Here is a 21,272-nt window from a genome sequence, read left to right on the forward strand (position 1 = left end):
CGCGATGTGGCCAGACGGAGGCTGCTCGTGCTTACGCCTTGGCGCGGCGTTTCTGCTGTCGCTGCAGGCGCAGGGTCATCCACAGGCCACTGATGCCCAGCCAGATCGACATCAGACCGACAATATTGACGACCCATGTCCCGGCGTCGCCGAAAATCTGTCCGCTATGCAGATCGAGCAGCGCGCGTTCGAGCGGGAGGCTGGGCATGGAGTAGGGCGCGAGCACGTCGCGTTGCGAGTCTGCGAGCGGGCTCGCGGTGGACCATTGCACTTCCTGATCCCCCACGGCCGTCCAGCGCAGGCCGCCATCGGTACTGAGCAGCGTGTCCTGTGCCCCTTGGACGACGATGCCCTTGCCTGTCGTGCCGATCGCGCGTACCTCACGTACGGGGAGGATTGGTGGGCTTAATTCGTCATACACGCTGCCGTCCTGCTGAAGAAGCAGCACGGATTCCCGCGTGGCGACATACAACAGGGGCTGGCCACTCGCGTCGCTGGCGATCATGCCCACGGGGTCACCCACCGTATAGTCGATGGGGGTGCCATTGAGGAAGACATCGTCGCCACCGCGGGCGAGCCAGGCATCGCCAGCCACAAAGCCTTCGCGCGGCGGCGAGGCGCGCATGCCGTAGAGCGACGTAATCACCGGCCAGTCGATGCGGGTGGTGTCATACCCCCATTCCGCGCTCTGGTTGATCAAAAAGCCACTCGCGCCCAGCCAGATCATGAAGGCAAAGGCGAACAGCCCAGCGCGTTTGTGCCAGGTGCGCAGAAAAACCGACAGGTTCCGTCGTGCGGGTACCGGCTTCGCCGCGGCGGCGGTCGAAGCGCGCATGCGCCTGCGCATGTGGCGAACGGCCGCCGGGATGGCGCCGTTGAAGCGCGTCTCCGTGGTCCCGTCGTCGCCAGATTCGGCTCGGCTTGGATGATAGGAGGTATCTGGCATCGTCATTTCACCAGGCTGTCGAAGGCGATCGCGGTGAGCGCCATCCGCTTCATCATTTCTACCGATTCGGTCGCGCCCGAGATGTTGTCCACCGGCTGGTCCAGGGCCTGACCTTCGGCACGTGCGCCTTCGAGCTGTTCGAGAAAGAAGCCTTCGCCGACTTCCTCTCCGCGCGATTCCCGATAGGTCAGCACGCGCGCAGCAACGATCTGGCCATCCTCAACCACAAAGCCGCTGGTTGTTGGTTGATAGCCTTCCTTGCCGATATCGTCGAAGATCCAGGCCGTCTTGCCATCCGCGGCCCAGTAGTAGAGCCGGGGCTTGGGGAACGGGCGACCGTAGACCGAACGGATGCGCTCCTGTGCCGCACTGTCGATCGTCAGCACCTGCGGCGGCGGCGGTTCCGGTCCAAGGTGTTGCGCCAGAAACTCTTCGGGCTCCTGGAAGTAGATGTAGAACTCGAACTTCTGTTCGGCCTGAGCAACATTGGTGATGTAGTCGAGGAGGACGATCGCCATACCCACGCATAGCGCGGCGATGCCAAGGAAGTCGATGGCGGCCAGCCGGCGGGTGCGCGGGCGGGCGCGAACGATGGAATGGGATTGCTCTCCTCGGTTCTTGATGGTTTTTTGCATGACCGGCTCCGGGTCCTGGGGACTAATGCGTTGCAAGTTTCGAACCCGAGGCCGGCGGAAGCCCCGGCGACGCCCGATTTCGCGCGCCGCCAGGGTCCGCCGGAGTTCGTTGGTTCAGTAGGGCCGTTACTTCGTGACGATCTGGAAGGTGAACGGGGCGAGACCGGCAATGATCTGGTTGCAGTGGTAGTAGTGATAGTTCACGCGGTCACAAGCGTTGTAGGCCGCTTCCACGACGGCGTTGAACTCGGTCATGGTGATGCCAAGATCCGAGTGCGCTGCCGACATGCTCGCGCCCATGTATTCCACGTTGCCGCCGAGCACCCGCTGAACAAGCTGCGTATTCAGGGCGATCTGCCGTTCGATGTTGCCGAACTCGCGGAAGGTGGGGGCGATGCGGTGATCCAGCAGGATGTAGTGGAAGAGTGCTTCCACCCACGTGCGAAGACCTTCCTCACCGCCCATAGCCTCGACGGTGCCGCTGGGAATGCCGGGAAAGGCTTTGGCCTTGCCGGTGTCGTCGTAGGCGGGGCCCGATTGGGCGAAGCTGGGGGTGGATGCGAGGACGGCCAGTGCGACGGTGGCGCCCGTGATGGCCTTCTTCAAGGAGGGGAGTTGCATAGTCGTTCTCCGGAGTACCAGGTGTGGAGTTGCCTTGCGCCGAATGGCGCTGAAAGCGCTTGAAAGTGGGTTAGAAGGTGGCGTGCATCGACAGATAGAAGCCGGTCTGATCGGGTGTCAGGGTGATGTTCCCGAGCATTGCGGCCGCCACGGTGATGGAGAGGTTCTTGTTCAACGCGTGGGCGAAGAACACATCGATCCAGTCGTCTTCCGGAAGCTGACGCAAGGTGTCGCCGACGCCGAGGCCGAGGCTGGACAGCACGCCGGTGAGGGCGGTGATATCGGTGCCGCCGAGGGAGATGCTGCGACCGTCGAGGTTGTCGCCGTGCTGCGCGTACTCGACGCCGATGGCGGTGGTCTTGTTTAGAAGATGTGCGATGGAGCCTTCAAAGCGGATCTCCTTGTCGTTCTCATCCCCACCGCCGAAACCCGTCAGGCCCGTCTGATTCGCCGAGGTGTAGCGCGCGGTGACGTTGAACAGGGTGCTGATCGGGAAGAACAACTTGGTCGCGGCGATATAGAGCTCGTAGTCCTCCGCCTTGTTGGCTTGCAAGGTTTCGAGCAGGCGCTCGTTCTTGTTGACCTTGTAGAAGCCGCCAAAGGCGACCTGCGGGATCAGGTTCTGTGAGTCGTAGATCGCGTCGCCGAAGAGCCGCAGCTTGGCGCCGTAGACATCCATTTTGATGGTGGTATTGAAGGGCTCGATACCGGCGCCGTCGGCGTTGAGCGCATCAAGCACCAGTCCCACCGTGTCGAAGGTGCCCCCCGTGGGCAGGGTGCTGCGGGTGTACGACAACTCCAGTCGATCATAGAAGCCCACCGCTGCGCCGAGGGTATTGAGCTGGTAGCTGGGCAACTCGGCGAAGGTGTAGCGGATACCCCCATTGATTTCGTCGCGGGTGCCGTAGCCGGTAATCGTGGCCCAGGGGGTGATACCGCCGCCGCCTGCTCCGTCGATAGCGCCGACACCGCCGGTGAGCAATACCTTGCCGTCGCCGTATTGCGCCATGGCAGGGGCCGAGAAGGCCCCCAGGATGGAGCCCAGGGCCAGCGTGAACATGAGTTTCGTGCGTCGGGTCTGCGTCATAGTCTTCATTGTTGAACTGCTCCCTAGTGGCCAGGCTTCGTGGTTCTGGAACCGGACCCCCTGGCAATGGAACAAAAAAAAAGTCCACCTCCAGCACAGGGCTGTGAGAGCGGACTTCATCGTCGATGGATCAGCAACGCTGCCGATCAAACCAGTTGTGGCTTCGCCTTCTTCGGCTTGCGCCAGATATCAAGCAAAGTGCGTGCCAGAACGATCGTTCGATTTAAAAAGCAAGGAATAACAAGAGTGTAGTCATCGCCCTGTCGCTCCCATCCGACCTGCGTCGCGCAGCGGCACTGTGCGCGCGCTGTCGGACCGGCTCCGCGTGGGTGCAGCAGCTCGTGGAAGCCTCCGAACGATGCGGCGCTGCACCATTCACGAGCAGGGCGCGCCAAAGCGGCTCACGATGGGGCCAGCACGGGCGCGACGCAGGGGCGGCCACACCCCATGGCGCAGCGTGCCGACAGGCGGGCTGCGGATCGGGTGCCGAGGCGGTCCTTGGCATATGTCTTGCTGATCCTGACCGTGGTTCATCCGCTCTTTCTGCAGGCGAGTGAACGCGGCCAAAGAGGGTCTGCACGCGAGCGACGAGGGCTCGAAGGGTGGTTCGGCGGGCGCATTGCGCGATTTCCCACCACCGTTTCTCACAGCAACTCTTGCAGGCGGATATCCGGTTGCCGCAATACGGCAGTCGACTCCGCCATCAGCGTGGGCGCAGCAGGACTATGACGATCTTCGAACGATACGCAGCGTATGTCACGGGGCACAGCCGGCGCGTTATCGCCATCGGTCTGCTGACCACCGTGGTGGTGGCCCTCGGCCTCTGGCGGGATGCGGTGGCACCGATGGCCATCGGGGAGGCGCAGCTCGACACGCCTGCACATCAGGCGCTTGAGCGCATCCAGCAGAGCTACGACCTGAGCCAGCCCGTCGACTCCTATGTCATTGTGCGCATGTCGCAAGACGACGCCGACGGCGACGCACTGTCACAGGCGGAGGTGCTCAAGGGCTTGCGCTTTCAAGCCGCCTTGTGGGCGCGACCGGAGGTCGCGGCTAGCCTGCGACCAGGAGACGGTCTGCGCGGCTTCGAGAATCTGATCGGCCAGGCACTATGCGCGCTCGATGGTGCACCAGAAGCGTCGGCGGCGAGTCGCAGACCCTGGGAGCCAGCAGGTCGGGTGCCGCAGGGCGACTGCCCCCTCGCGGTGCAGATCAAACGACTCGAGGGCATGGATGGCTCTGACTACGCGGCTTTGCGCGAGGCCGTGCTATCGCCGTCGAGCAGTCCGGTGGGCGCGAACCTCGGCCTCTATCTGCCGGTACAGGTCGACGAAGGCATTGAGAATGACTTCCGCGCGCGCGCGCTGGTGGTGTCGCAGCACAATCCGGCACGGGTCGGGTTGACGGAAGAAGCGGTGCACGCGGCCCAACTCGCCATGCAGGCCGAATTGCCGCGCTGGTTTGCAGATGCCTTTATGTATGGCGAAGGCATCGTGAAGGCCGAATCCGCACGGGCGGTGGGCGAGAGTTTCCGCTATATCGCGCCGATCGGTGGTCTGTTGCTGATCGTCCTGCTGGTGATCACCTTCCGCAGCCTGAGAGATATGGTGTTCTGCCTGCTCGGACTGATGTTGGTGCTCCTCTGGTTGCAGGGGGTACAGGGCTGGCTCCAGGTGCCGTCGACCTCGATCCTCATTGCGGTGCCGTTTCTCCTGGTGGGCCTGGCGATCGACTACAGCCTGCACGTGGTGATGCGCTATCGGGAGCAGCTCGAAGACCTGCAGGGGGCACCGGATGCGTCTCAGACACAGCAGGCCATGCGCTGGGGGCTGCTCGGGGTTCTGCCCGCACTCACCCTGGCCGCCTTTTCCACGGCGGTGGGCTTTCTGGCGAACTACTTCAGCCCGCTCGCGTCGATCCGTGACTTCGCCGTCGTCAGTGGCTTGGGCATCGTCGCCACCTTCTTCATTTTTTCGGCGATGATTCCGGCGATCAAGACCGAGGTCGAGAAAGGCTGCGCCGGTCGCAAAGGAATGCGGGTGCAATGGGCGTTGGGGCGCCGTCGGCTTGGGTCGCGTCGATGGCTCGCGGCACTGGCGCGCTTCACCGTGCGCCGTCCCCGATCGATCGCGGTCGCGGCAGCCATCCTGACGGTGACCGGGGCGGTGGCAGCCACCGGCCTGGAGACCAGCTTCGATCGCACGGATTTCATTCCGGACGCACCACCGCAGTGGATGCAGGCCCTTCCGTCCTGGATGGCCCCCGGGCGTTATGAAGTGCGCGAGAACGTGGACTACCTCGTGGACCATTTTCGATTGCTCAGTCGGCTGCTCGATGCCGAGATCCTGGTCGAGGGCCAGGTGACCGATCCGGCGTTTCTTCACGCCATCGAGCGTGTCGCACGCCGCCGGGCCACCGAGTCGGGGACCTTGATTACGGACAGCCCCGCATCGCTGATGCGTCTGGCGGCGTTCCACGATGCGCGCTTTGCGCAGGCGGTGCAGGCGCGGGATGAGGACGGCGATGGCTTGCCCGACCGGGATCTCGTGCCGCTCTATGACGCCTTATTCGACCTGGCGCCTGCGCGCGCGGCCCGCGTGCTGCACCGTGTCGACGGCGTTTATGTATCCGCACGACTGGAGGTTGCGTTGCTGCTCAATGCGCAATCGGAGGCGATTGCCTCCGACATCCGCGCGGTGGCGAAGCACCTGTCGGAACACGCGCCCGTGCACGCGATTGCCACTGGAGCCTCCGTGATCCGCGCCAACGTCCAGAACGCCCTGTTTGACACGCTCGCGGTCGGCTTCTCGATCACGCTCTGCGTGATCGGCCTCATGCTCACCGTGCTGTACGGGCGGCTTCATGGCGCCTACGGGCTCGGCGCCATTCTCCTGACGCCCGTGTTGATTGCATTGGCCGCCTTGCTGGGTGCCATGCGCCTGCTGGATATCCCTTTCAACTCGGAGACGGTCGTCATCAGCAGTCTGGCAATCGGGATCGGCGTGGATTACAGCGTGCACATTGGCGAACGCTTTCTGGCGCAAGCAAGGCTCGCATCCTCGCTCGCAGAGCGCATGGAGACCGTGCTCACCGGCACTGGCGGTGCCCTGCTCGGCAGTACGGCGACGACCGTCGGTGGCTTTGGTGTGCTGGCGCTTGCGATTTCACCGCCGCTGCAACGGTTTGGCATCGTCACAGCGCTGGCCATACTGCTGGCGTTCATTGCCACCATGGTGGTCCTGCCGGCCCTGCTGGTCTTGCGCGAGCGCCGCATGTAGCGCGCGCAAAGCTGAGGGAAGTCTGGCTGGGTCGCACGGCCCTCCGAAGTCCGCGCCATAAAAAAGCCCCGTAAGAACGGGGCAATGGTCATTGCAAATTCCATTTGCTAGACCGGGAGAGACTGGTTGGGCGTTCGCCGTCCCGCGGCAAACCGGTTTGCGTCCTACGGTGCCTTCACCACCACCGTGCCCTTCATCTTGGGATGCATGGCACAGGAATAGTCATAGGTTCCGGGCTCCTGGAAGGTGTACATCCAGGTGGATTCCATGTGCATGCGCGGACTTGGCGCAACGCCGGGCAGCTTGACCTTGTGGTTGGAGCCGTCGTAGTTGGTCCAGACCACTGTGGTACCGGCCTCGACTTCAATCGTTTCGGGTTCGAAGCGCATGAAGTCGACGATTTCCACCTGAACGGCGTCTTCGGGGACCGATGCTTTTTCGGCGTGGCCGTCGGCGGCGTAGGTGGTACTCGCGGCCAGGCCGAGGACAACGGCTAGGGCGAACTGCGAGGGCTTGGTGCAAGGGTGTGTGCGCATAGGGAATTCCTCTGCTTAGCGTGCAACCCGGATGGTTCCGGTCATGCTTGGGTGGATACCGCAGCGGTACGTGTACTCACCTGCGGTGTCGAAGGTCCGGCTGAAGCTTTCGCCGGGCGGAATCCGGAAGCTCTCGCGATCCATGAATTTGATGGTGTGATCGCTGTTACCGGTATTGGTCCACTTGACCCGTGTCCCCTGGGACACCGTGATCAGGGAAGGCGTAAAGGTGAAATCCTCGATCCGCACCGTCGAGCCGAGAGCGTCGGGTACTGTTGCCGGATCCTGCTGCGGCGACGCGGTGCTGGCGTCGGACGCGGCGTCCGGATCGGCGTCCAGGACGTGCAGTTCGGCGCGTCGATTGCGCGCGCGACCTTCCTCCGTATCGTTGCTGGCTGCAGGCTGTGATTCCCCAAAGCCTTCGATGGTCAGGCGCTCGGCGGCAATGCCGGCCTCTACCAGGTGGTCCTTGATCGCCTTGGCGCGACGCAGCGAGAGTCGCTGGTTGTAGGCATCGGAGGCGGTCGAGTCCGTGTGACCGCGCACCTCGACCTTCAGGTCATCGCGTTCGGTGAGCGCCTCGGCCACCCGGTCCAGGGTCTGCGAGGCGGTTGCATTCAGCTGTGCGCTGTCGACGGCGAAATACACGCCTTCGAGAAGGATGGTGTCACCGACCTCGCAGCCAGCGAGATCGACCACATCGTCGGGCGCGGAGACCGCGCAGGGCGCCTCGACCACGCGCACGGGTTCGCGCGGCGGCTCGGGCAGGGGCGCCGGCGCCGGTGTCGGGGCGGGCGGGGCCGCCTCGGCCTTGCGGCCGAAGGGCAGCAGCAAACCGGCGTTGATGCGCGGTTCATCGAAGCCGTCCGCGCTCTGGTAGAGCGCTTCGATGACAAAGCTCAAGCCACCGACGACGTTCCCGAAGGCGTAGCCAAGTCCGCCGCTGTAGTGGGCGTGGTTCCCCGCCAACGCCTCAGCGTGGACATAGAGGTTGCCGCGGAAAGGATAGAGATTGAGCCCGAGACCACCACCATAAAGCTCGATGTCGTCCGGGCAGTTGTTGCCGAAGTTCTCGCAACCGAAGCTCAGCCCTTCTTTGACTTCGCCGTAGTCCAGGTAGCTGGCGCGAAGTTCAACGCCCATGTAGGGAGTCAGGCGGCGACCGAGGGCGACGGCGCCGCCATAGGCGTCGTCCGTGCCGCGTTCATCGTCGGCGAATACGTAGGAGGCCATGGGTGCGATGTAGTTGCCTGCTTCGCTGGCACCGGCAACCCCGGTCGATAGCGCTGCCGCCACGGCTGAGACGGCGGCGACGGTAGTGCCGCGACTTGGTTTGCGAATGATCTTCTGCATGCTCCTTCCCCCTGACGATGACCATGGATGCCTGCTGCATCGTTCTGATGGACAAAAAAAATCCACCCGGCTCTGTGTGTTGAGCGGGGTGGACGTCGCTATCCCTGCGCCGGTCGCCATTGACCGGGACAAATTGTTGCCTCGAGAGGCGTTGGCGTTCTGGAAGCAAAACGCGTGCCATCCTGCGGAAGTCCGCCTCCGACGCCATTCAGGCGCGGGGCATTGCGTAGGCAGGCACCGCCGATGCGCTGCATTGTTGCTGCACCGCACCAACACAGGGCGCAAGGTGCCCGTCGATGGTGCTCGCGGGACGGCAAAGCGTCCGAACCGCGGTGGCAGGGGCCGGAGCCAATTGGCATGCCACTTGCTCAACACTCTGGTGTGGCTTCCCCGGCCAGGGCCGGTCGGGCAGGACAACGTCGTCCGCTGCATCGAGGCCGCTCCAGCGGCAGCTTTCTATGCGTGAGGGCGTCAACATGCCGTGTTTCCTTCCTGTTTCGCGATGGTCCGCTTCTGTGCTGCGCATTGCCGTCGCAGTCCTGTGGCTTGGCCTTGCCGTGCCGGTTAACGCCGGCGATTCGGTCGCGCTGGAGCGGGCGCTGCAGGCGGCGCTGTCCCTGCCGGCCGCATCGATCGAAACGCTCGACATCTACATCGGGACTGACATCGACGACCTGTCCGTGCAGTCGGCCCAGGTGACGATGGGCGATGCGCTGTTGGCCCGCCTCGAGGTAGGAGGTCGCGCAGCCGCCGCCTTGCACCGCGGCGGCATGCTGCGCTTGCGGATTCAATGTCCCAGCGCGACGCGCGACTGTGCCCGAGCACTCGCCGATGCGAAGGCCGGCCAAGACGAGCCGCTCGTGGTGGAGGTGCTGACACGACGCACCGACGCAGCGATGAGTGCCACCTTGGTCCGCCTGACCCACGCGCTGTCCGTGGCTCCCGATACGGATATGGCGCCGCCGCAACTGATGCTGACGCGGGACGGCGTCTTGCGTCGCCCCGTGCTGCAGCCACGCGAGCGGGATGCTTCATGAGCCGCGGTCGCTCTTTCCACCGAACGCGGACCGTTGCGGTCCTGATCGGAGGCATGCTGCCGGGCATGGCGATGCCGTCAGCGTCACAGCCTGAACTGGCCTATGCCCAGTGGCTTCTGGACAGCGGCGATGCCTTCGGCGCCGCCGTCGTCCTGCAGCAGATGCCGCCCGCCTATGCCGATCCGTCGGCGCTGGAGCGCCGGCAGCGATTGCAAGCGCGGACCCGTACCGCCATCGACACGTTGCTGCGCATGCCAGCGCCTTCAGCAGCTGAAGGGTCGGCGCACGCCTCGCTCGAGACCGTGGAGGCGCACCTCGCCGACGGGCATCCCGAGCGTGCCGTCACGGTGCTTGAAGGGCTCATGGCGCGCGAGGACGAGGAGGCGATGGACTTGCGGGATGCCTGCCACCTCTTGCTGGCCCGCATCGCGCTGCGCGCGGGGCGCGTCGAAACCGCCCGCGAGCATTACCAGTCGATCAGCAGTCCCGGCCCGTTGTCATCCGAGGCGCTGCTGGAGCTGGGATGGAGCTATCTCTTGCCTGTGCGCGTGGATGCCGAGGCGGACGCGCCCTCGCGCAAGCTGCTGGCGCCGAGTGCACTGCCGCTGCGGGCTTCGTCGCCGGAGGTGCTCGCGCAGTTGCGTCGCGAGACCCCCTTTCGAAGCTACGCAGGTGTGGCACGCAGCGAACGTGCCGCCGATCTCGCGACATCGGTCCGGATCTGGCAGGAACTGATCGGACGGGACCCGTTGGATCTGGCGGTGCAGGAGGGGCAGCTCGCGCTTGCCTACGCCTTGGAGCACATGGGGGATCATCAGCGCGCACTGCACCACTACGAGCGCACGGTCAGCGTGCTCGCCCGCGGACGCGAGCTGCTTGGCACTGCGATGGCACATGTGCGTTCCAAGCAGTTGGTCACGGCGATCGCCCGGGGCAGCGCCAGCCCGGTCGTGCACTGGCCTTGGTGGACGGTCGAACGCCGTGCCAGTCGCTGGTGGATCGGAGACGACCGCTCACCGCTCGCGCTGTTCTACGCGCGTTATCTCATTGCCGATCATGCTTTCGCGGCTGCCGCCGAGCGCCTGCAGCTGATCTACGCGGTGCGGGCGCATCTGCGTGGCGCGGTGGCCACCGCCCGTGACGGCGCGGCAGAGGCGGCTGGGATTCTGGAGCGGCTCGCGCCCGTGGTGCGCGAGGCCGAGACGGCGATCGAAGCCCATGCCATCGACTTGTTGCAGGAACGGCAGACGCGCATCGAATCCCTGCTCGCGGAAGCACATTTCGCGATCGCGCGGATGCACGAGCCCGACGCCTTTGCGCGAGACGCTACGGTGTTGACGGGGGAGGGCGCGTCATGACGCGCGTGCCGGTCCTGAGCATGATGGCCGCCGTTCTGTTGACGGCTTGTCAGGCGATCGCGCCGGAAGGACGCGAAAGTCCGAGCGTGGGCACGATGGTGGGCGCCTCTGGCAGCCTCGGCGCGGGTGAGGGATGGCTGGTTGTCGACCGCGCCGATTTGGTCTCGCCCAAGCGCACGGCGCCGGCGGCGGGATCCATGGCGGTCTCGCTCGAACACTACGCAGCCTTGCTGGCGTTGCCGGGTGCACCCGCCGAGCTGCGGGCCGAGGCCCTGCGCCGCGCCGCCTATCTGCGGATACGGCAAGCCGCCGAGGGCGATCTTCAGGACCCTTCGCTTCTGCGCGCCGCACTCGACCATTACCGCCAGTTGTTCGCGGAGTTTCCGGGCGCCCCGGGCAATGACGCTGCGCGCTACCAGATGGCGCGCGCCTACGACATGCTGGGTCAGCGCGCCGAGGCGGCCGATACGCTGTCTCGCCTGTTGGACGACCATCCGGCGTCGCCGCTCTACGTTGACGCAGCCTTTCGCGCAGGCGAGCTGTATTACCAGGAGCGCGCGCTGAGCCAGGCCGCGCAGGCCTACAGGCGCGTCCTTGCGCGCGGTTCCGAGGCGGAATCGCTGCAGCCACTGGCACGCTACAAATTGGGATGGACGCAGTTCATGGCGGGGAGGCACGAAGAGGCAGCCACCGTCTTCATCGATCTGCTCGGAGGGCTGCTGCCGGAGCCAGAAGCAGACTGTGCGCTGGATTGCCTGCGCGCGCTGGCGCGGGGCGAGGGCATGGCCGCCCATCCGGAGCTGGGCGAGGATGCGTTGCGCGGGCTCACGCTGGCTTTGATGGCGCAGGGGGGCGTCGATGCCTTGGCGGCTCGGGCCCTGGATGACGCGCGTGCACCCGTCTACTACTGGGCACTGGCCACAGCACTGCAGGAGCGCCAGCGATTTCACGATGCAGCGGCAACCTTTGCGGCTTTCATTGAAGGCTACCCAGCCCACCGCTGGGCGCCCATTTTCGGGGAGCGGGTCATCGCCAGCTACCATGCGGGTGGTTTTGCAACCGCGGCGATGACCGCGCGCGCGGACTTCGTCGAGACCTTCGATGCCGGCGCACCGTACTGGCAGGGCGCCGCCCCCACTGACGCCGTCCAGGAGGCCTTGCGGACCCATCTGGACAGCCTCGCCAGCCATCATCACGCCCGGGCCCAGACCTTGTCGGCGTCCGATCTACCGGCGTCGCGGGCCGCCGCGCATGCGGCAACGCGCTGGTATCGAAGCTGGTTGGCGCTCTTGCCCGAGGGTTCCGAGCGCCATGCGGTCCGGCTGCGACTTGCCGATGCGCTGCTGGAAAGCGACGCACTCCCCGAGGCGGCCGATGCCTATCGCCGGCTGGCCTATGAGACACCCGGCTTCCCGCACTCCGACGAGGCCGCGCTGGCCGAGGTGCAGACCCGATATCGCATCGCGGAGCGCGCGCAAGGGGCGTTGGCGACCGATGCCACCCTGGACGCTATCGCTGCAAGCCGCCGACTGGCCGGGCGCGAGCCGGCGCATGCGCAGCGCAGCCGTATCCTGCTGCGCGCGGCCGAGGACAGCTTCAACCTGGGCCGCCACAATGACGCCATCGCCCTGGCCAGCGATGCACTTCAGCCCCTGCCGAGCGACGCCGCATTGGTATCGGATGCGCAGTTGCTGCTCGCTGACAGTCATCTCGTCAGCGGGCACTACGCCGAAGCCGAGTCGCGCTTTGAAGCGGCGCTGGCGGGTCCGGTGGCAAGCCGCTTCGACAGCGGGGCTGTCATGCAGCGCTATGCAACCGCGATCTACAGGCAGGGAGAAGCCGCGCGCGCGGCCGGGGCGCAGGCGCGCGCCGCCGAGATGTTTCTGCGTGTGGGTGAAAAGGCGCCGGGCACGGCGCTGGCGGCATCTGCCCACTTCGATGCCGGGGCCGTGATGGTCGATGCGCAGGCCTGGGCCCGTGCCGCCGAGATCTTCGACGACTTCCGGGCGCGCTATGCGTCGCATGCCTTGGTGCCCGACGCCGACAAATGGCTGGCGACGGCCTACCAGAAGAATGCGCAGCCGGGCGCGGCCGCGCACGTCTACGAGCGCATCGCGCGACGCGGGGCGGAGCCCGCCGCGGTGCGCCGCACCGCACAGTGGAAGGCGGCGCAGTTGTACGACGAGAGCGCGGCCCCGGCAGATGCCTACCGCGCCTACCAGCACTATGTGGCGGCCTATCCGATGCCGATGGATCACGCGCAGGAGGCCCGGCTGCGCCTCGCTGAGATTGCCCGTGACCATCCGCGTCTGCCCGGCAACGCCATGCAATGGTGGCGCGAGATCGTTGCCGTGGATGGCGCTGCAGGTGCCCAGCGCACGCCCTTCTCGGAGTTGGCTGCAGCCCGCGCGCACCTCCAATTGGGCCGTCAGCTTGCCGCCCGCGCCGAAGGCATCCGGTTGCGTCAGCCCTTGGCGGTACATTTGCGGGAACGGCAAGGCCTGATGCAGGAGGCGATTACGCATCTCCGCCAGGCGGATGCTTCGGGCTTTGACGATCTGGTCACGCTGGCGAGCTACGCCATCGGCGCGACCTATCAGGAGTTAGTGCGCGGCCTTCAGGCTTCGCAGCGTCCGCCAGGACTTCGCGGTTTCGAGAAGGACGCCTACGAGCTGCTGCTCGAAGACGAAATCTATCCGGTGGAGGAACTGGCGATCGAAGCCCATCGCCGCAATCTCGAATATCTCGGCGAGGGGCTCTGGGATGCGTGGGTCCTGCAGAGTGCGGAAGCGCTCTCGCAACTGGTCCCCGCGCGCTATGCCCGCCAGGAACGGCAGGAGGATGTCTATGTCCCCTTCGACTAACGCACACCGCGTCCCGCGGCGTGGTCTCGTGCTTGCCACGGCGCTGAGCCTGTCCATCTTGTCGGCGTGCAGCACCGTGGAGACCAGGCGCCCCGCCGCGGAAGGCGCCCGCGCGCCCATCGGGACTGAACCGTCGGAATCCCGAGCGCGCGCCGGGGAAGCGACGCCGCCATCGGAAGCGGCGCATGCCCGTTACGCGGAAGCGGTGGCGGCCATGCAGCGGGTGCGCTTCGATGTGGCGCGCGCGATCTTTGCGACCCTGGCGGAAAGCCATCCGCAGATGTCCGGTCCGCATACCAATCTCGGCATTCTCGCCGCGCGGGTGGACGACGATGCGGCGCGCGCCCTCGATCACTTTCGGTCAGCCGTTGCCGCCAACCCCGAGAACGCGACGGCGCACAACTGGATGGGTGTGCTGTATCGCAAGCAAGGGGACTACGCAGAAGCCGAGCGGCACTATCGGGCAGCACTGCAAGCCAGCCCGGACTACGCCTTGGCACATCGCAATCTCGCGCTGCTCTACGATCTGTATCTCGACCGTCCTCCCGATGCGGCGCGCCACTACGAGGCCTATCGCAGACTCGCACAGGGCGGCGATGCACTGATGGCGGAGGTCTGGTTGCGGACCCTGCAGACGGACCCCCTCAAGCGGCCGGAAGTCGCTGCGATTGGCACTGGAGCACAGCCATGAGAACGCGCGCGGCTTACCGTCCGGCGCTGTGCTGGGGCCTTCTGCTGCTGTTGATCGCACCCGCGGCTGCCGCGCAGACGGCAGGTGCGCAAGCCGACCGCGGCAGTACGGTGATCGGGGACGAAGAAGAGGCGGCCATCGGCCTCTTCCTTCGCCCCTGGCGCGAGGAAGCGGTGAGCGATATCGACCGTCCGCCCCGGCACCACGACATGCGGCCCGAGGCATTGCGCATCGAGGATGTGCCGGCGCGCGTGCATCAGTACGAGCGCTTGCGCGCATTTCAGCGCACGCAGCCGCAGCGCCGCTAGGCGCCCGCCGACGAAAGAGCTGGCCCCCCAGCGCAATCGGGGGCGGCCGCTATTCCTCTGGCTCGAAGCGCTGTCCGTCGAAGAAGCGATCACTACCCATTGTTAAGGGACCGTTCTCGGTCGGCACCTGCCACAGGGTCGCATGCAGGCCTTCCGGCTTCACATCCACTGTGGGTGCGGGCTCGCCGACGATGCGCGCCGCCGCGCGATAGATGTCGGTGCGATAGACCGATTCGGCAATCGCCTTGCGATCCGCCTCGGGATCGAGGTGGTGCCATCGCTGCATCTGCTGCAGATACCACTGGGCGTGCGAGCGCCAGGGGAAGTTGGCGGCCCCGGCGTGAAAGACGAGGCCCGGGTCGCTGTCCGGCCGGGATAAACCGGGTGTCAGCGAGTGCCGGAGAATGTCGGCTTCGGCCTCCAGGTAGCCGCTGGCCGAGAGCAAACGCGCAGCGGTATCGCGGTTCTCGGGCAGATCGAGCCAGCGTGCTGCCTCGATCAGAGCGGCGATGAGCGACAAATGGGTATCGGGATGCGTATCGGCCCAATGCTCGGTGACACCCAGAACCTTTTCCGGGCTGTTGTTCCAGATCTGATGCTTGCTGACCAGAATGCGTCCCGTGTCATTGCGCTCCGCCTGCGTGCTCCATGGGGCGCCGACGCAAAAGCCATCGATGCGGCCCTCGCGCATATGCGCCACCATCTGCGCCGGCGGGATCGCGACCAGTTCCAGATCTTGATCGGGGTCGATGCCGCATCCTGCCAGCCAGTAGCGCAATTCATAGTGGTGCGGCGAATACGGGTAGACGTGCGCAAAGACGTGGGGTGGGGCGCCAACGGATCGGTCGGCATCCAGCACACGCTTGAGCGCGGCACCGGCCTGCAGCGGGTCCGGATCCTGCACGTTCATGCGCTCGTAGAGCGAGCGCGACACGGTAATGGCATTGCCGTTGAGATTGAGCGACATGGCGGTAATCATGGACACGCCGATGCCGTCCAGGCCGCAGCTCGCCGCAAGTGGCATGGGCGCGAGCATCTGGGCGGCATCGATGATGCCCGCAGCCAGCTTGTCTCGCACGCTGGCCCATGACGATTCCACACTGATCTCGACGTCGATGCCGCGTCGATAGAAAAAGCCGAGATCGCGCGCGACGACAATGGGCACTGCGTCGGTCAATGGCAGGATGCCAATGCGTACGGTGCTGGCCTCAGGGTTCAGTGGCATCGTGTGTCCTTAGAGCAATTCTGCGGCGGAGATGATGGCGCGCGCGGCGTCGCCCATCTTCAGATTGCGTGTCATCGCCAGCTTGCGGAGTTGGGCGTAGGCCGTTTCCTCGTCGAGGCCCCGTCGTTTCATGAGCAGGCCCTTGGCCTTCTCCACATCGCGTCGATCGGCCAGCTTGTGCTTCGCATCTTCCAGTTCGCGCTTGAGTGCCTCGGACTCTTCGAAGCGCGCGATCGCGACGTCAATAATGGGTTTGAGGCGCTCCGGGCTCATTCCGTCGACGACGTAGGACGTTACGCCAGCACGGACAGCCTGGCGGATGGTGGCGGGCTCACAGTTTTCGGCGAACAGCACAATCGGCCGCGGCAGATTGCGGTGCACCTGGCGCAGCGACTCCAGCGTATCCCGACTGGGCGCGTCGACATCGATCAGGATCACATCCGGCTGTCGCCGCTGGACCGCAGTAAGCAGGTCGGCATCGGTGGGCGCCATTGCGACGATCTCGTGGCCGAGGGCGCGCAATGAGGCTTCGATCGAAGCACAGCGATCGGGATCATCGTCCACCAGCATGATTCGCATAGAGCCCCTTAAGCCTCCGCATTGCCGCGGTGAAAGTCCTTCCTTCCGGCAGCGTCGAAAAGCGCCGCGCTTTGTTCCACTTCGGACCGCTGGGTGCGGCGGCTAGCAGACGACTGTCTGCCTCCGCATCTCTCGTCAACTCGCAGGTGCGTGGCGCACTGTCGAGGCATGCACTGGACGCCGACGCCGCCGAAGGTCTGCAGTCACGCGACGGAAACAAGCAATTTGCGTGCCATGGCGCGCTCGATCGAATGCTACAGCGACCTGTGTCCGCGGCTGCACCAGTCCTGTGCGGGAAGGGGGTGCGGCGCCCCGGTATTGGGCGGGGCGGCTGTGCTCTCCCGCGCAAACGTCGTCATCGCGGTGGCGGAGGTTGGCATGGTTCCTGCTTCGCTACAGGTGGGTAACGGCGTACGCGTCGACACAAGAGATAGAGCCCGGCTAAGAGAGCAGGGCTTCGGACAATGGCGTCCACGAGAGCAAGCATTGCTCCGTGGGCGCTTTTTTTTTTGCCCGTATCTCCGATGTCAGGCGCGAGAGCGCCCGGATACGACACACCTTCCTCCCCTCCGCGGCGGTGGAAGCAAGGCACAAGGAGTCAACGAATATGCTCGGACGCGTCATCGTGGTGGGCAATGGAATGGTCGGTCAGCGCTTTGTCGAACGGCTGACTGATGCGCTGCCGGAGGGCAGTTCCATCGTGGTCATCGGAGAGGAAGCCCGGCCAGCCTATGACCGGGTCCAACTGTCCAGTTACTTCAGCGGCACAACCGCCGACGAGCTGTCGCTGGTCGCCCCGGATTTCTACGACAGTGGCGTAGCCCAGCTGCACTTGAATACGCGCGTCACGGCCATTGATCGCCAAGGCCACACCGTCACGACCTCGGCAGGAGAAACGCTGGCTTACGACAAGCTCGTCATCGCCACCGGTTCATACCCCTTCGTGCCGCCGATCACCGGTGCCGACAAGGACGGTTGCTTCGTATATCGCACGATTGAGGATCTTGACGCGATCAAGGCGGCCGGCCACAAGTCGCGCGTCGGCACGGTGGTGGGTGGTGGCCTGCTGGGTCTGGAAGCGGCCAAGGCGCTCGTGGACATGGGGCTGGAAACCCATGTCGTTGAGTTCGCACCACGCCTCATGGCGGTGCAGGTGGATGATGCCGGTGGTGCCTTGCTCCGGCGCCGGATCGAGGCGCTGGGGGTCACCGTCCATACCAGCACGAACACGAAGGAGATTGTCGATGGCGACACGCGGCGCCTGCGCATGTGCTTCGCCGATGAGGGATCACTGGAAACGGACATGGTGGTGTTCTCCGCTGGCATTCGCCCGCGCGACGATCTCGCTCGCGATGCCGGCCTTGAAATGGGGGCCCGCGGTGGCGTGTGCATCGACGACCATTGTCTGACCTCGGACCCGGACATCTACGCGATCGGCGAATGCGCCCTGCACAAGGAGCGCATCTATGGCCTGGTGGCACCGGGCTATGACATGGCGAAGGTGGCCGCAGCCCACTTGCTCGGAAGTACCGATGCCCGCTTCGAGGGCGCCGACATGAGCGCCAAGCTCAAGCTCATGGGCGTGGATGTCGCCTCGGTGGGGGATGCCCATGGGCGGAGCGACGGTGCCCGTACGATGTCCTTCATCGACGAGCGCGCTGGCGTCTACAAGAAGATCGTGACCGACGCCGAAGGCAAGCGCCTGATCGGTGGCGTGCTTGTGGGTGATGCATCGGAATACATGGACTGGCTCACGATGGTGCAGTCCGCCCTTCCGTTGCCCGATCGCCCCGAACACCTGCTGGTTGGTGCCGGCGATGACGCCGCCCAGGCGACCGCCGGCGTGGATTCCCTGCCGGACAGCGCCCAGGTCTGTTCGTGCAATGACGTCACCAAGGGTGGATTATGCGCGGCCGTTGCTGCAGGCAATCAGACCCTGGCCGCGCTGAAGTCATCGACCAAGGCGAGCACGTCCTGCGGCGGTTGCCTGCCCCTGGTCACGAAGATCCTCAATGCCGAGCTCGAGAAGCAGGGCATCGCGGTCAACAACCATCTGTGCGAGCACTTCCCGTACACGCGTCAGGAGTTGTTCCATCTGCTGCGCGTCGAGGGTATCACCAGCTTCGATGCGCTCCTCGATCGTTTTGGGCGGGGACGCGGCTGCGATATCTGCAAGCCGGCGGTGGCCAGCATGCTGGCCACGCACTGGAACGACTTCATCCTCAAGCCGGAGCACGCCGGTCTGCAGGATTCCAACGATTACTTCCTGGCCAATATTCAGCGCAATGGCACCTATTCGGTGGTGCCGCGCGTGCCTGGCGGAGAGATCACACCGGATCAGCTGATGACCCTCGGCGAGGTGGCCAAGAAATATGGTCTCTACACCAAAATCACGGGCGGCCAACGCGTCGATCTCTTCGGCGCCGAAGTGCATCAGCTGCCGCTCATCTGGGAGGCATTGATTGCGGCGGGCTTCGAGTCGGGACACGCCTATGGCAAAGCGGTGCGCACGGTGAAGTCCTGTGTGGGTTCGACCTGGTGCCGTTATGGCGTGCAGGATTCAGTCACGATGGCGATCGACATGGAGAATCGCTACAAGGGGCTGCGCGCACCGCACAAGATCAAGTTTGGCGTATCGGGCTGTACGCGCGAATGCGCCGAGGCGCAGAGCAAGGACATCGGGGTGATCGCAACCGAGCAGGGATGGAACCTCTATGTCTGCGGCAACGGGGGCATGAAGCCGCGGCACGCCGAATTGTTCGCTGCCGACCTGGATACCGAGACCCTCTTCCGCTACACGGATCGCCTGTTGATGTTCTACGCGCAGACGGCGGAGCGGCTGCAGCGCACCGCCACCTGGCGCGACGGTCTCGAGGGCGGTCTGGATTACCTGAAGGACGTGATCATCAACGATTCACTGGGCATCGCCGAGCAGCTCGAGGAGCGCATGGCGCATGTTCGCGAGACCTACGCCTGCGAGTGGAAGCGCGCGATCGAAGATCCGGCCACTCGCGCGCGTTTTCAGACCTTCGTCAATGCCGAAGGCGGGGATGAAGCCATCCTGATGGTCGAGGAGCGTGGCCAGAAGCGGCCGGCGAACGCCCAGGAGCAGGCGGAAATGAAGGGCATTCCGATCACCGTGGAGGAAGCGTGATGACCCAGGCAGAGCACGATTGGCAGCAGATCTGCCCGCTTGACCGTCTTCTTCCCAATACCGGCGTCTGCGCTCGCGTGAATGGCCATCAGATCGCCATCTTTCGCCTCGGCGACGACAGTGTCCGCGCGGTGGACCAGTGGGACCCGTGGTCTCAGGCAAATGTATTGGCGCGCGGGATCGTGGGCGACATTGAAGGCGAGGCGGTGGTGGCTTCCCCCATCTACAAGCAGCATTTCAGCCTGACCACCGGGCGCTGCCTGGAAGATCCCGGCAAATCCATACGCGCCTACGAGGCACGCGTGCTCGATGGGCAGATTTGGCTCGATGCCCGGCCGAAGCGACGCTACATCTCGCTGCGCCAGGCGCCGGAGAGTGCCATGGCGCTCGTTGTGGTGGGCAACGGCATGGCAGCGATGCAGGCGATCGAGAAATTGCAGGAGCGCACCCCGAATCAGTATTCCATCACGGTCTTCGACGCCGAGCCGCACGGTCACTATCACCGTATCGGCTTGTCGGCGGTGCTCGCCGGGAGGCAGCCGCGCAACGCACTGGAAATGCGCGATGCCGGTTGGTACAGCGAACGTGGCATCACCCTCCACCGGGGCGATCCGGTCGTACAGATCGACCGCGGCCGTCGGATGGTGGTTTCCGCCTCCGGCCAGCGCGTGCCCTACGATCGACTGATCCTGGCAACGGGCGCGGTGCCATCCATGCCGGACTGGCCCGGTGCGGATCTGGAAGGGGTGACCACCTACCGCAGCATCGACGACGTCGACTACCTGATCGAAGTCGCGCGCGACAAGGAGCGGGCCGTGGTCGTCGGGGGTGGGGCACTGGGCCTGGAAGCGGCGTACGGCTTATGCGCGCGCGGCATGGCCGTGACGCTGGTGCATCGCGGCGCGCAATTGCTCGACGGACAACTCGACGCCACGGCGGCGGAGATGCTCAAGCAACAGCTCGAAGACCTTGGTATCCAGGTGCGCCTGCGCGCGGAGCTCCTCGCGCTCGAAGGCGATGAGGGTCGGGTGGAGCGCGTCCGGATTGCGGGCAGCCCGGCGCTGGACACGGATGTGGTCGTCGTCGCGGTGGGCGTGCAGCCCAATATCGCGCTTGCCGCGGAGGCCGGATTGGCCTGCCATCGCGGCATTATTGTCAGTGACACCCTGCAAAGCTTCGACCCGCGCATCTACGCCATTGGCGAATGCATCGAGCATCGCGGCACCTGCTACGGCCTGCACGCGCCGCATTCCGAGCAGGCGGGAATCTGTGCCATGCAGCTGGCGGGCGAAAGCGTGCGCGGCTATCGCGGTTCGGTCGCGGGCATGCACCTGCAACTGGGCGACACCGGTGTCTACTCGACCGGCCTTCCTACCGACGAAGCGGAAACCGAGGATCTGGTCATGCACGACCCCAGGCGTGGCCTTTACAAGCGTCTGACCTTGCGTGACAACCGTATTGTGGGGGCGATGCTTGTTGGGGCGGTGGATGACGGACCCTGGTATTTCGACCTCCTGCGTGCCAAGGTGGATATCTCGGCAATGCGCTCGCGCCTGCTGTTCGGCGAGGCCTATTGCGAAGAAGAAGCTGCCTAGCCGGT

General features: G+C 65.1%; 16 protein-coding genes. 8 read left to right on the forward strand and 8 right to left on the reverse strand.

Going from position 1 to position 21,272, the window contains the following annotated elements:
* Nucleotides 1–31 precede the first annotated feature (31 nt).
* The 4 genes from ACOOFO_RS08275 to ACOOFO_RS08290 all read right to left on the reverse strand — a co-directional run bounded on the left by ACOOFO_RS08275 (nucleotide 32) and on the right by ACOOFO_RS08290 (nucleotide 3,298).
* Nucleotides 32–835 carry a PepSY domain-containing protein gene (locus ACOOFO_RS08275; RefSeq protein WP_420426317.1) on the reverse strand — a complete coding sequence of 268 codons (804 nt, stop codon included), beginning with the start codon at nucleotides 833–835 and terminating at the stop codon, nucleotides 32–34.
* Nucleotides 836–948: 113 nt separating this feature from the next.
* Nucleotides 949–1,581: an FMN-binding protein gene (locus ACOOFO_RS08280; RefSeq protein ID WP_420426318.1), complete on the reverse strand. Its 633-nt coding sequence runs from the start codon at nucleotides 1,579–1,581 to the stop codon at nucleotides 949–951.
* Between the two features lie 126 nt (nucleotides 1,582–1,707).
* On the reverse strand, nucleotides 1,708–2,202 hold the full coding sequence (locus ACOOFO_RS08285; protein WP_420426319.1) for a group I truncated hemoglobin: 495 nt from the start codon (nucleotides 2,200–2,202) through the stop codon (nucleotides 1,708–1,710).
* Between the two features lie 70 nt (nucleotides 2,203–2,272).
* Nucleotides 2,273–3,298 (reverse strand): DUF3034 family protein, encoded by a 1,026-nt coding sequence (locus ACOOFO_RS08290; protein ID WP_420426320.1) that lies wholly within the window; start codon nucleotides 3,296–3,298, stop codon nucleotides 2,273–2,275.
* A 716-nt stretch (nucleotides 3,299–4,014) separates the two neighbouring features.
* On the opposite strand from ACOOFO_RS08290, the gene ACOOFO_RS08295 reads away from it, so the two are divergent.
* Complete coding sequence (locus tag ACOOFO_RS08295; protein WP_420426321.1) at nucleotides 4,015–6,567, forward strand: efflux RND transporter permease subunit; 2,553 nt, start codon at nucleotides 4,015–4,017, stop codon at nucleotides 6,565–6,567.
* Between the two features lie 164 nt (nucleotides 6,568–6,731).
* Here the strand turns inward: ACOOFO_RS08295 and ACOOFO_RS08300 are convergent, their stop codons facing one another.
* Both ACOOFO_RS08300 and ACOOFO_RS08305 read right to left on the reverse strand, forming a co-directional pair.
* Complete coding sequence (locus ACOOFO_RS08300; protein WP_420426322.1) at nucleotides 6,732–7,103, reverse strand: cupredoxin domain-containing protein; 372 nt, start codon at nucleotides 7,101–7,103, stop codon at nucleotides 6,732–6,734.
* Between the two features lie 15 nt (nucleotides 7,104–7,118).
* Nucleotides 7,119–8,456 carry an OmpA family protein gene (locus ACOOFO_RS08305; RefSeq protein WP_420426323.1) on the reverse strand — a complete coding sequence of 446 codons (1,338 nt, stop codon included), beginning with the start codon at nucleotides 8,454–8,456 and terminating at the stop codon, nucleotides 7,119–7,121.
* A 458-nt stretch (nucleotides 8,457–8,914) separates the two neighbouring features.
* Here ACOOFO_RS08305 and ACOOFO_RS08310 point away from each other — a divergent pair, with 458 nt between their 5' ends.
* Genes ACOOFO_RS08310 through ACOOFO_RS08330 form a run of 5 tightly spaced genes read left to right on the forward strand, consistent with a single transcriptional unit; the run spans nucleotide 8,915 to nucleotide 14,714 of the window.
* On the forward strand, nucleotides 8,915–9,493 hold the full coding sequence (locus ACOOFO_RS08310; RefSeq protein ID WP_420426324.1) for a hypothetical protein: 579 nt from the start codon (nucleotides 8,915–8,917) through the stop codon (nucleotides 9,491–9,493).
* The gene (locus tag ACOOFO_RS08315; protein WP_420426325.1) at nucleotides 9,490–10,851 is read left to right on the forward strand and encodes a tetratricopeptide repeat protein; all 1,362 of its coding nucleotides are present in this window, start codon (nucleotides 9,490–9,492) and stop codon (nucleotides 10,849–10,851) included. Before ACOOFO_RS08310 ends, ACOOFO_RS08315 begins: the two co-directional genes overlap by 4 nt.
* Complete coding sequence (locus ACOOFO_RS08320) at nucleotides 10,848–13,715, forward strand: tetratricopeptide repeat protein (protein WP_420426326.1); 2,868 nt, start codon at nucleotides 10,848–10,850, stop codon at nucleotides 13,713–13,715. Before ACOOFO_RS08315 ends, ACOOFO_RS08320 begins: the two co-directional genes overlap by 4 nt.
* A complete protein-coding gene (locus ACOOFO_RS08325; RefSeq protein WP_420426327.1) occupies nucleotides 13,699–14,406 on the forward strand; it encodes a tetratricopeptide repeat protein in 708 nt (235 codons plus the stop codon). Before ACOOFO_RS08320 ends, ACOOFO_RS08325 begins: the two co-directional genes overlap by 17 nt.
* Nucleotides 14,403–14,714 carry a hypothetical protein gene (locus ACOOFO_RS08330; RefSeq protein ID WP_420426328.1) on the forward strand — a complete coding sequence of 104 codons (312 nt, stop codon included), beginning with the start codon at nucleotides 14,403–14,405 and terminating at the stop codon, nucleotides 14,712–14,714. The genes ACOOFO_RS08325 and ACOOFO_RS08330 overlap by 4 nt, the downstream gene beginning before the upstream one ends.
* A gap of 49 nt (nucleotides 14,715–14,763) precedes the next feature.
* Here the strand turns inward: ACOOFO_RS08330 and ACOOFO_RS08335 are convergent, their stop codons facing one another.
* Together ACOOFO_RS08335 and ACOOFO_RS08340 are read right to left on the reverse strand one after the other, a co-directional pair.
* Nucleotides 14,764–15,939 (reverse strand): CmpA/NrtA family ABC transporter substrate-binding protein, encoded by a 1,176-nt coding sequence (locus ACOOFO_RS08335; protein ID WP_420426329.1) that lies wholly within the window; start codon nucleotides 15,937–15,939, stop codon nucleotides 14,764–14,766.
* 9 nt (nucleotides 15,940–15,948) lie between these two features.
* Complete coding sequence (locus tag ACOOFO_RS08340) at nucleotides 15,949–16,518, reverse strand: ANTAR domain-containing response regulator (RefSeq protein WP_420426330.1); 570 nt, start codon at nucleotides 16,516–16,518, stop codon at nucleotides 15,949–15,951.
* 607 nt (nucleotides 16,519–17,125) lie between these two features.
* Here ACOOFO_RS08340 and nirB point away from each other — a divergent pair.
* A complete protein-coding gene (gene nirB, locus ACOOFO_RS08345; RefSeq protein ID WP_420426331.1) occupies nucleotides 17,126–19,672 on the forward strand; it encodes a nitrite reductase large subunit NirB in 2,547 nt (848 codons plus the stop codon).
* Nucleotides 19,672–21,267 (forward strand): nitrite reductase small subunit NirD, encoded by a 1,596-nt coding sequence (nirD, locus tag ACOOFO_RS08350; protein ID WP_420429690.1) that lies wholly within the window; start codon nucleotides 19,672–19,674, stop codon nucleotides 21,265–21,267. The genes nirB and nirD overlap by 1 nt, the downstream gene beginning before the upstream one ends.
* Nucleotides 21,268–21,272 lie beyond the last annotated feature (5 nt).

The organism is Algiphilus sp. (genome assembly GCF_965216485.1).
Lineage (GTDB): Bacteria > Pseudomonadota > Gammaproteobacteria > Nevskiales > Nevskiaceae > Algiphilus.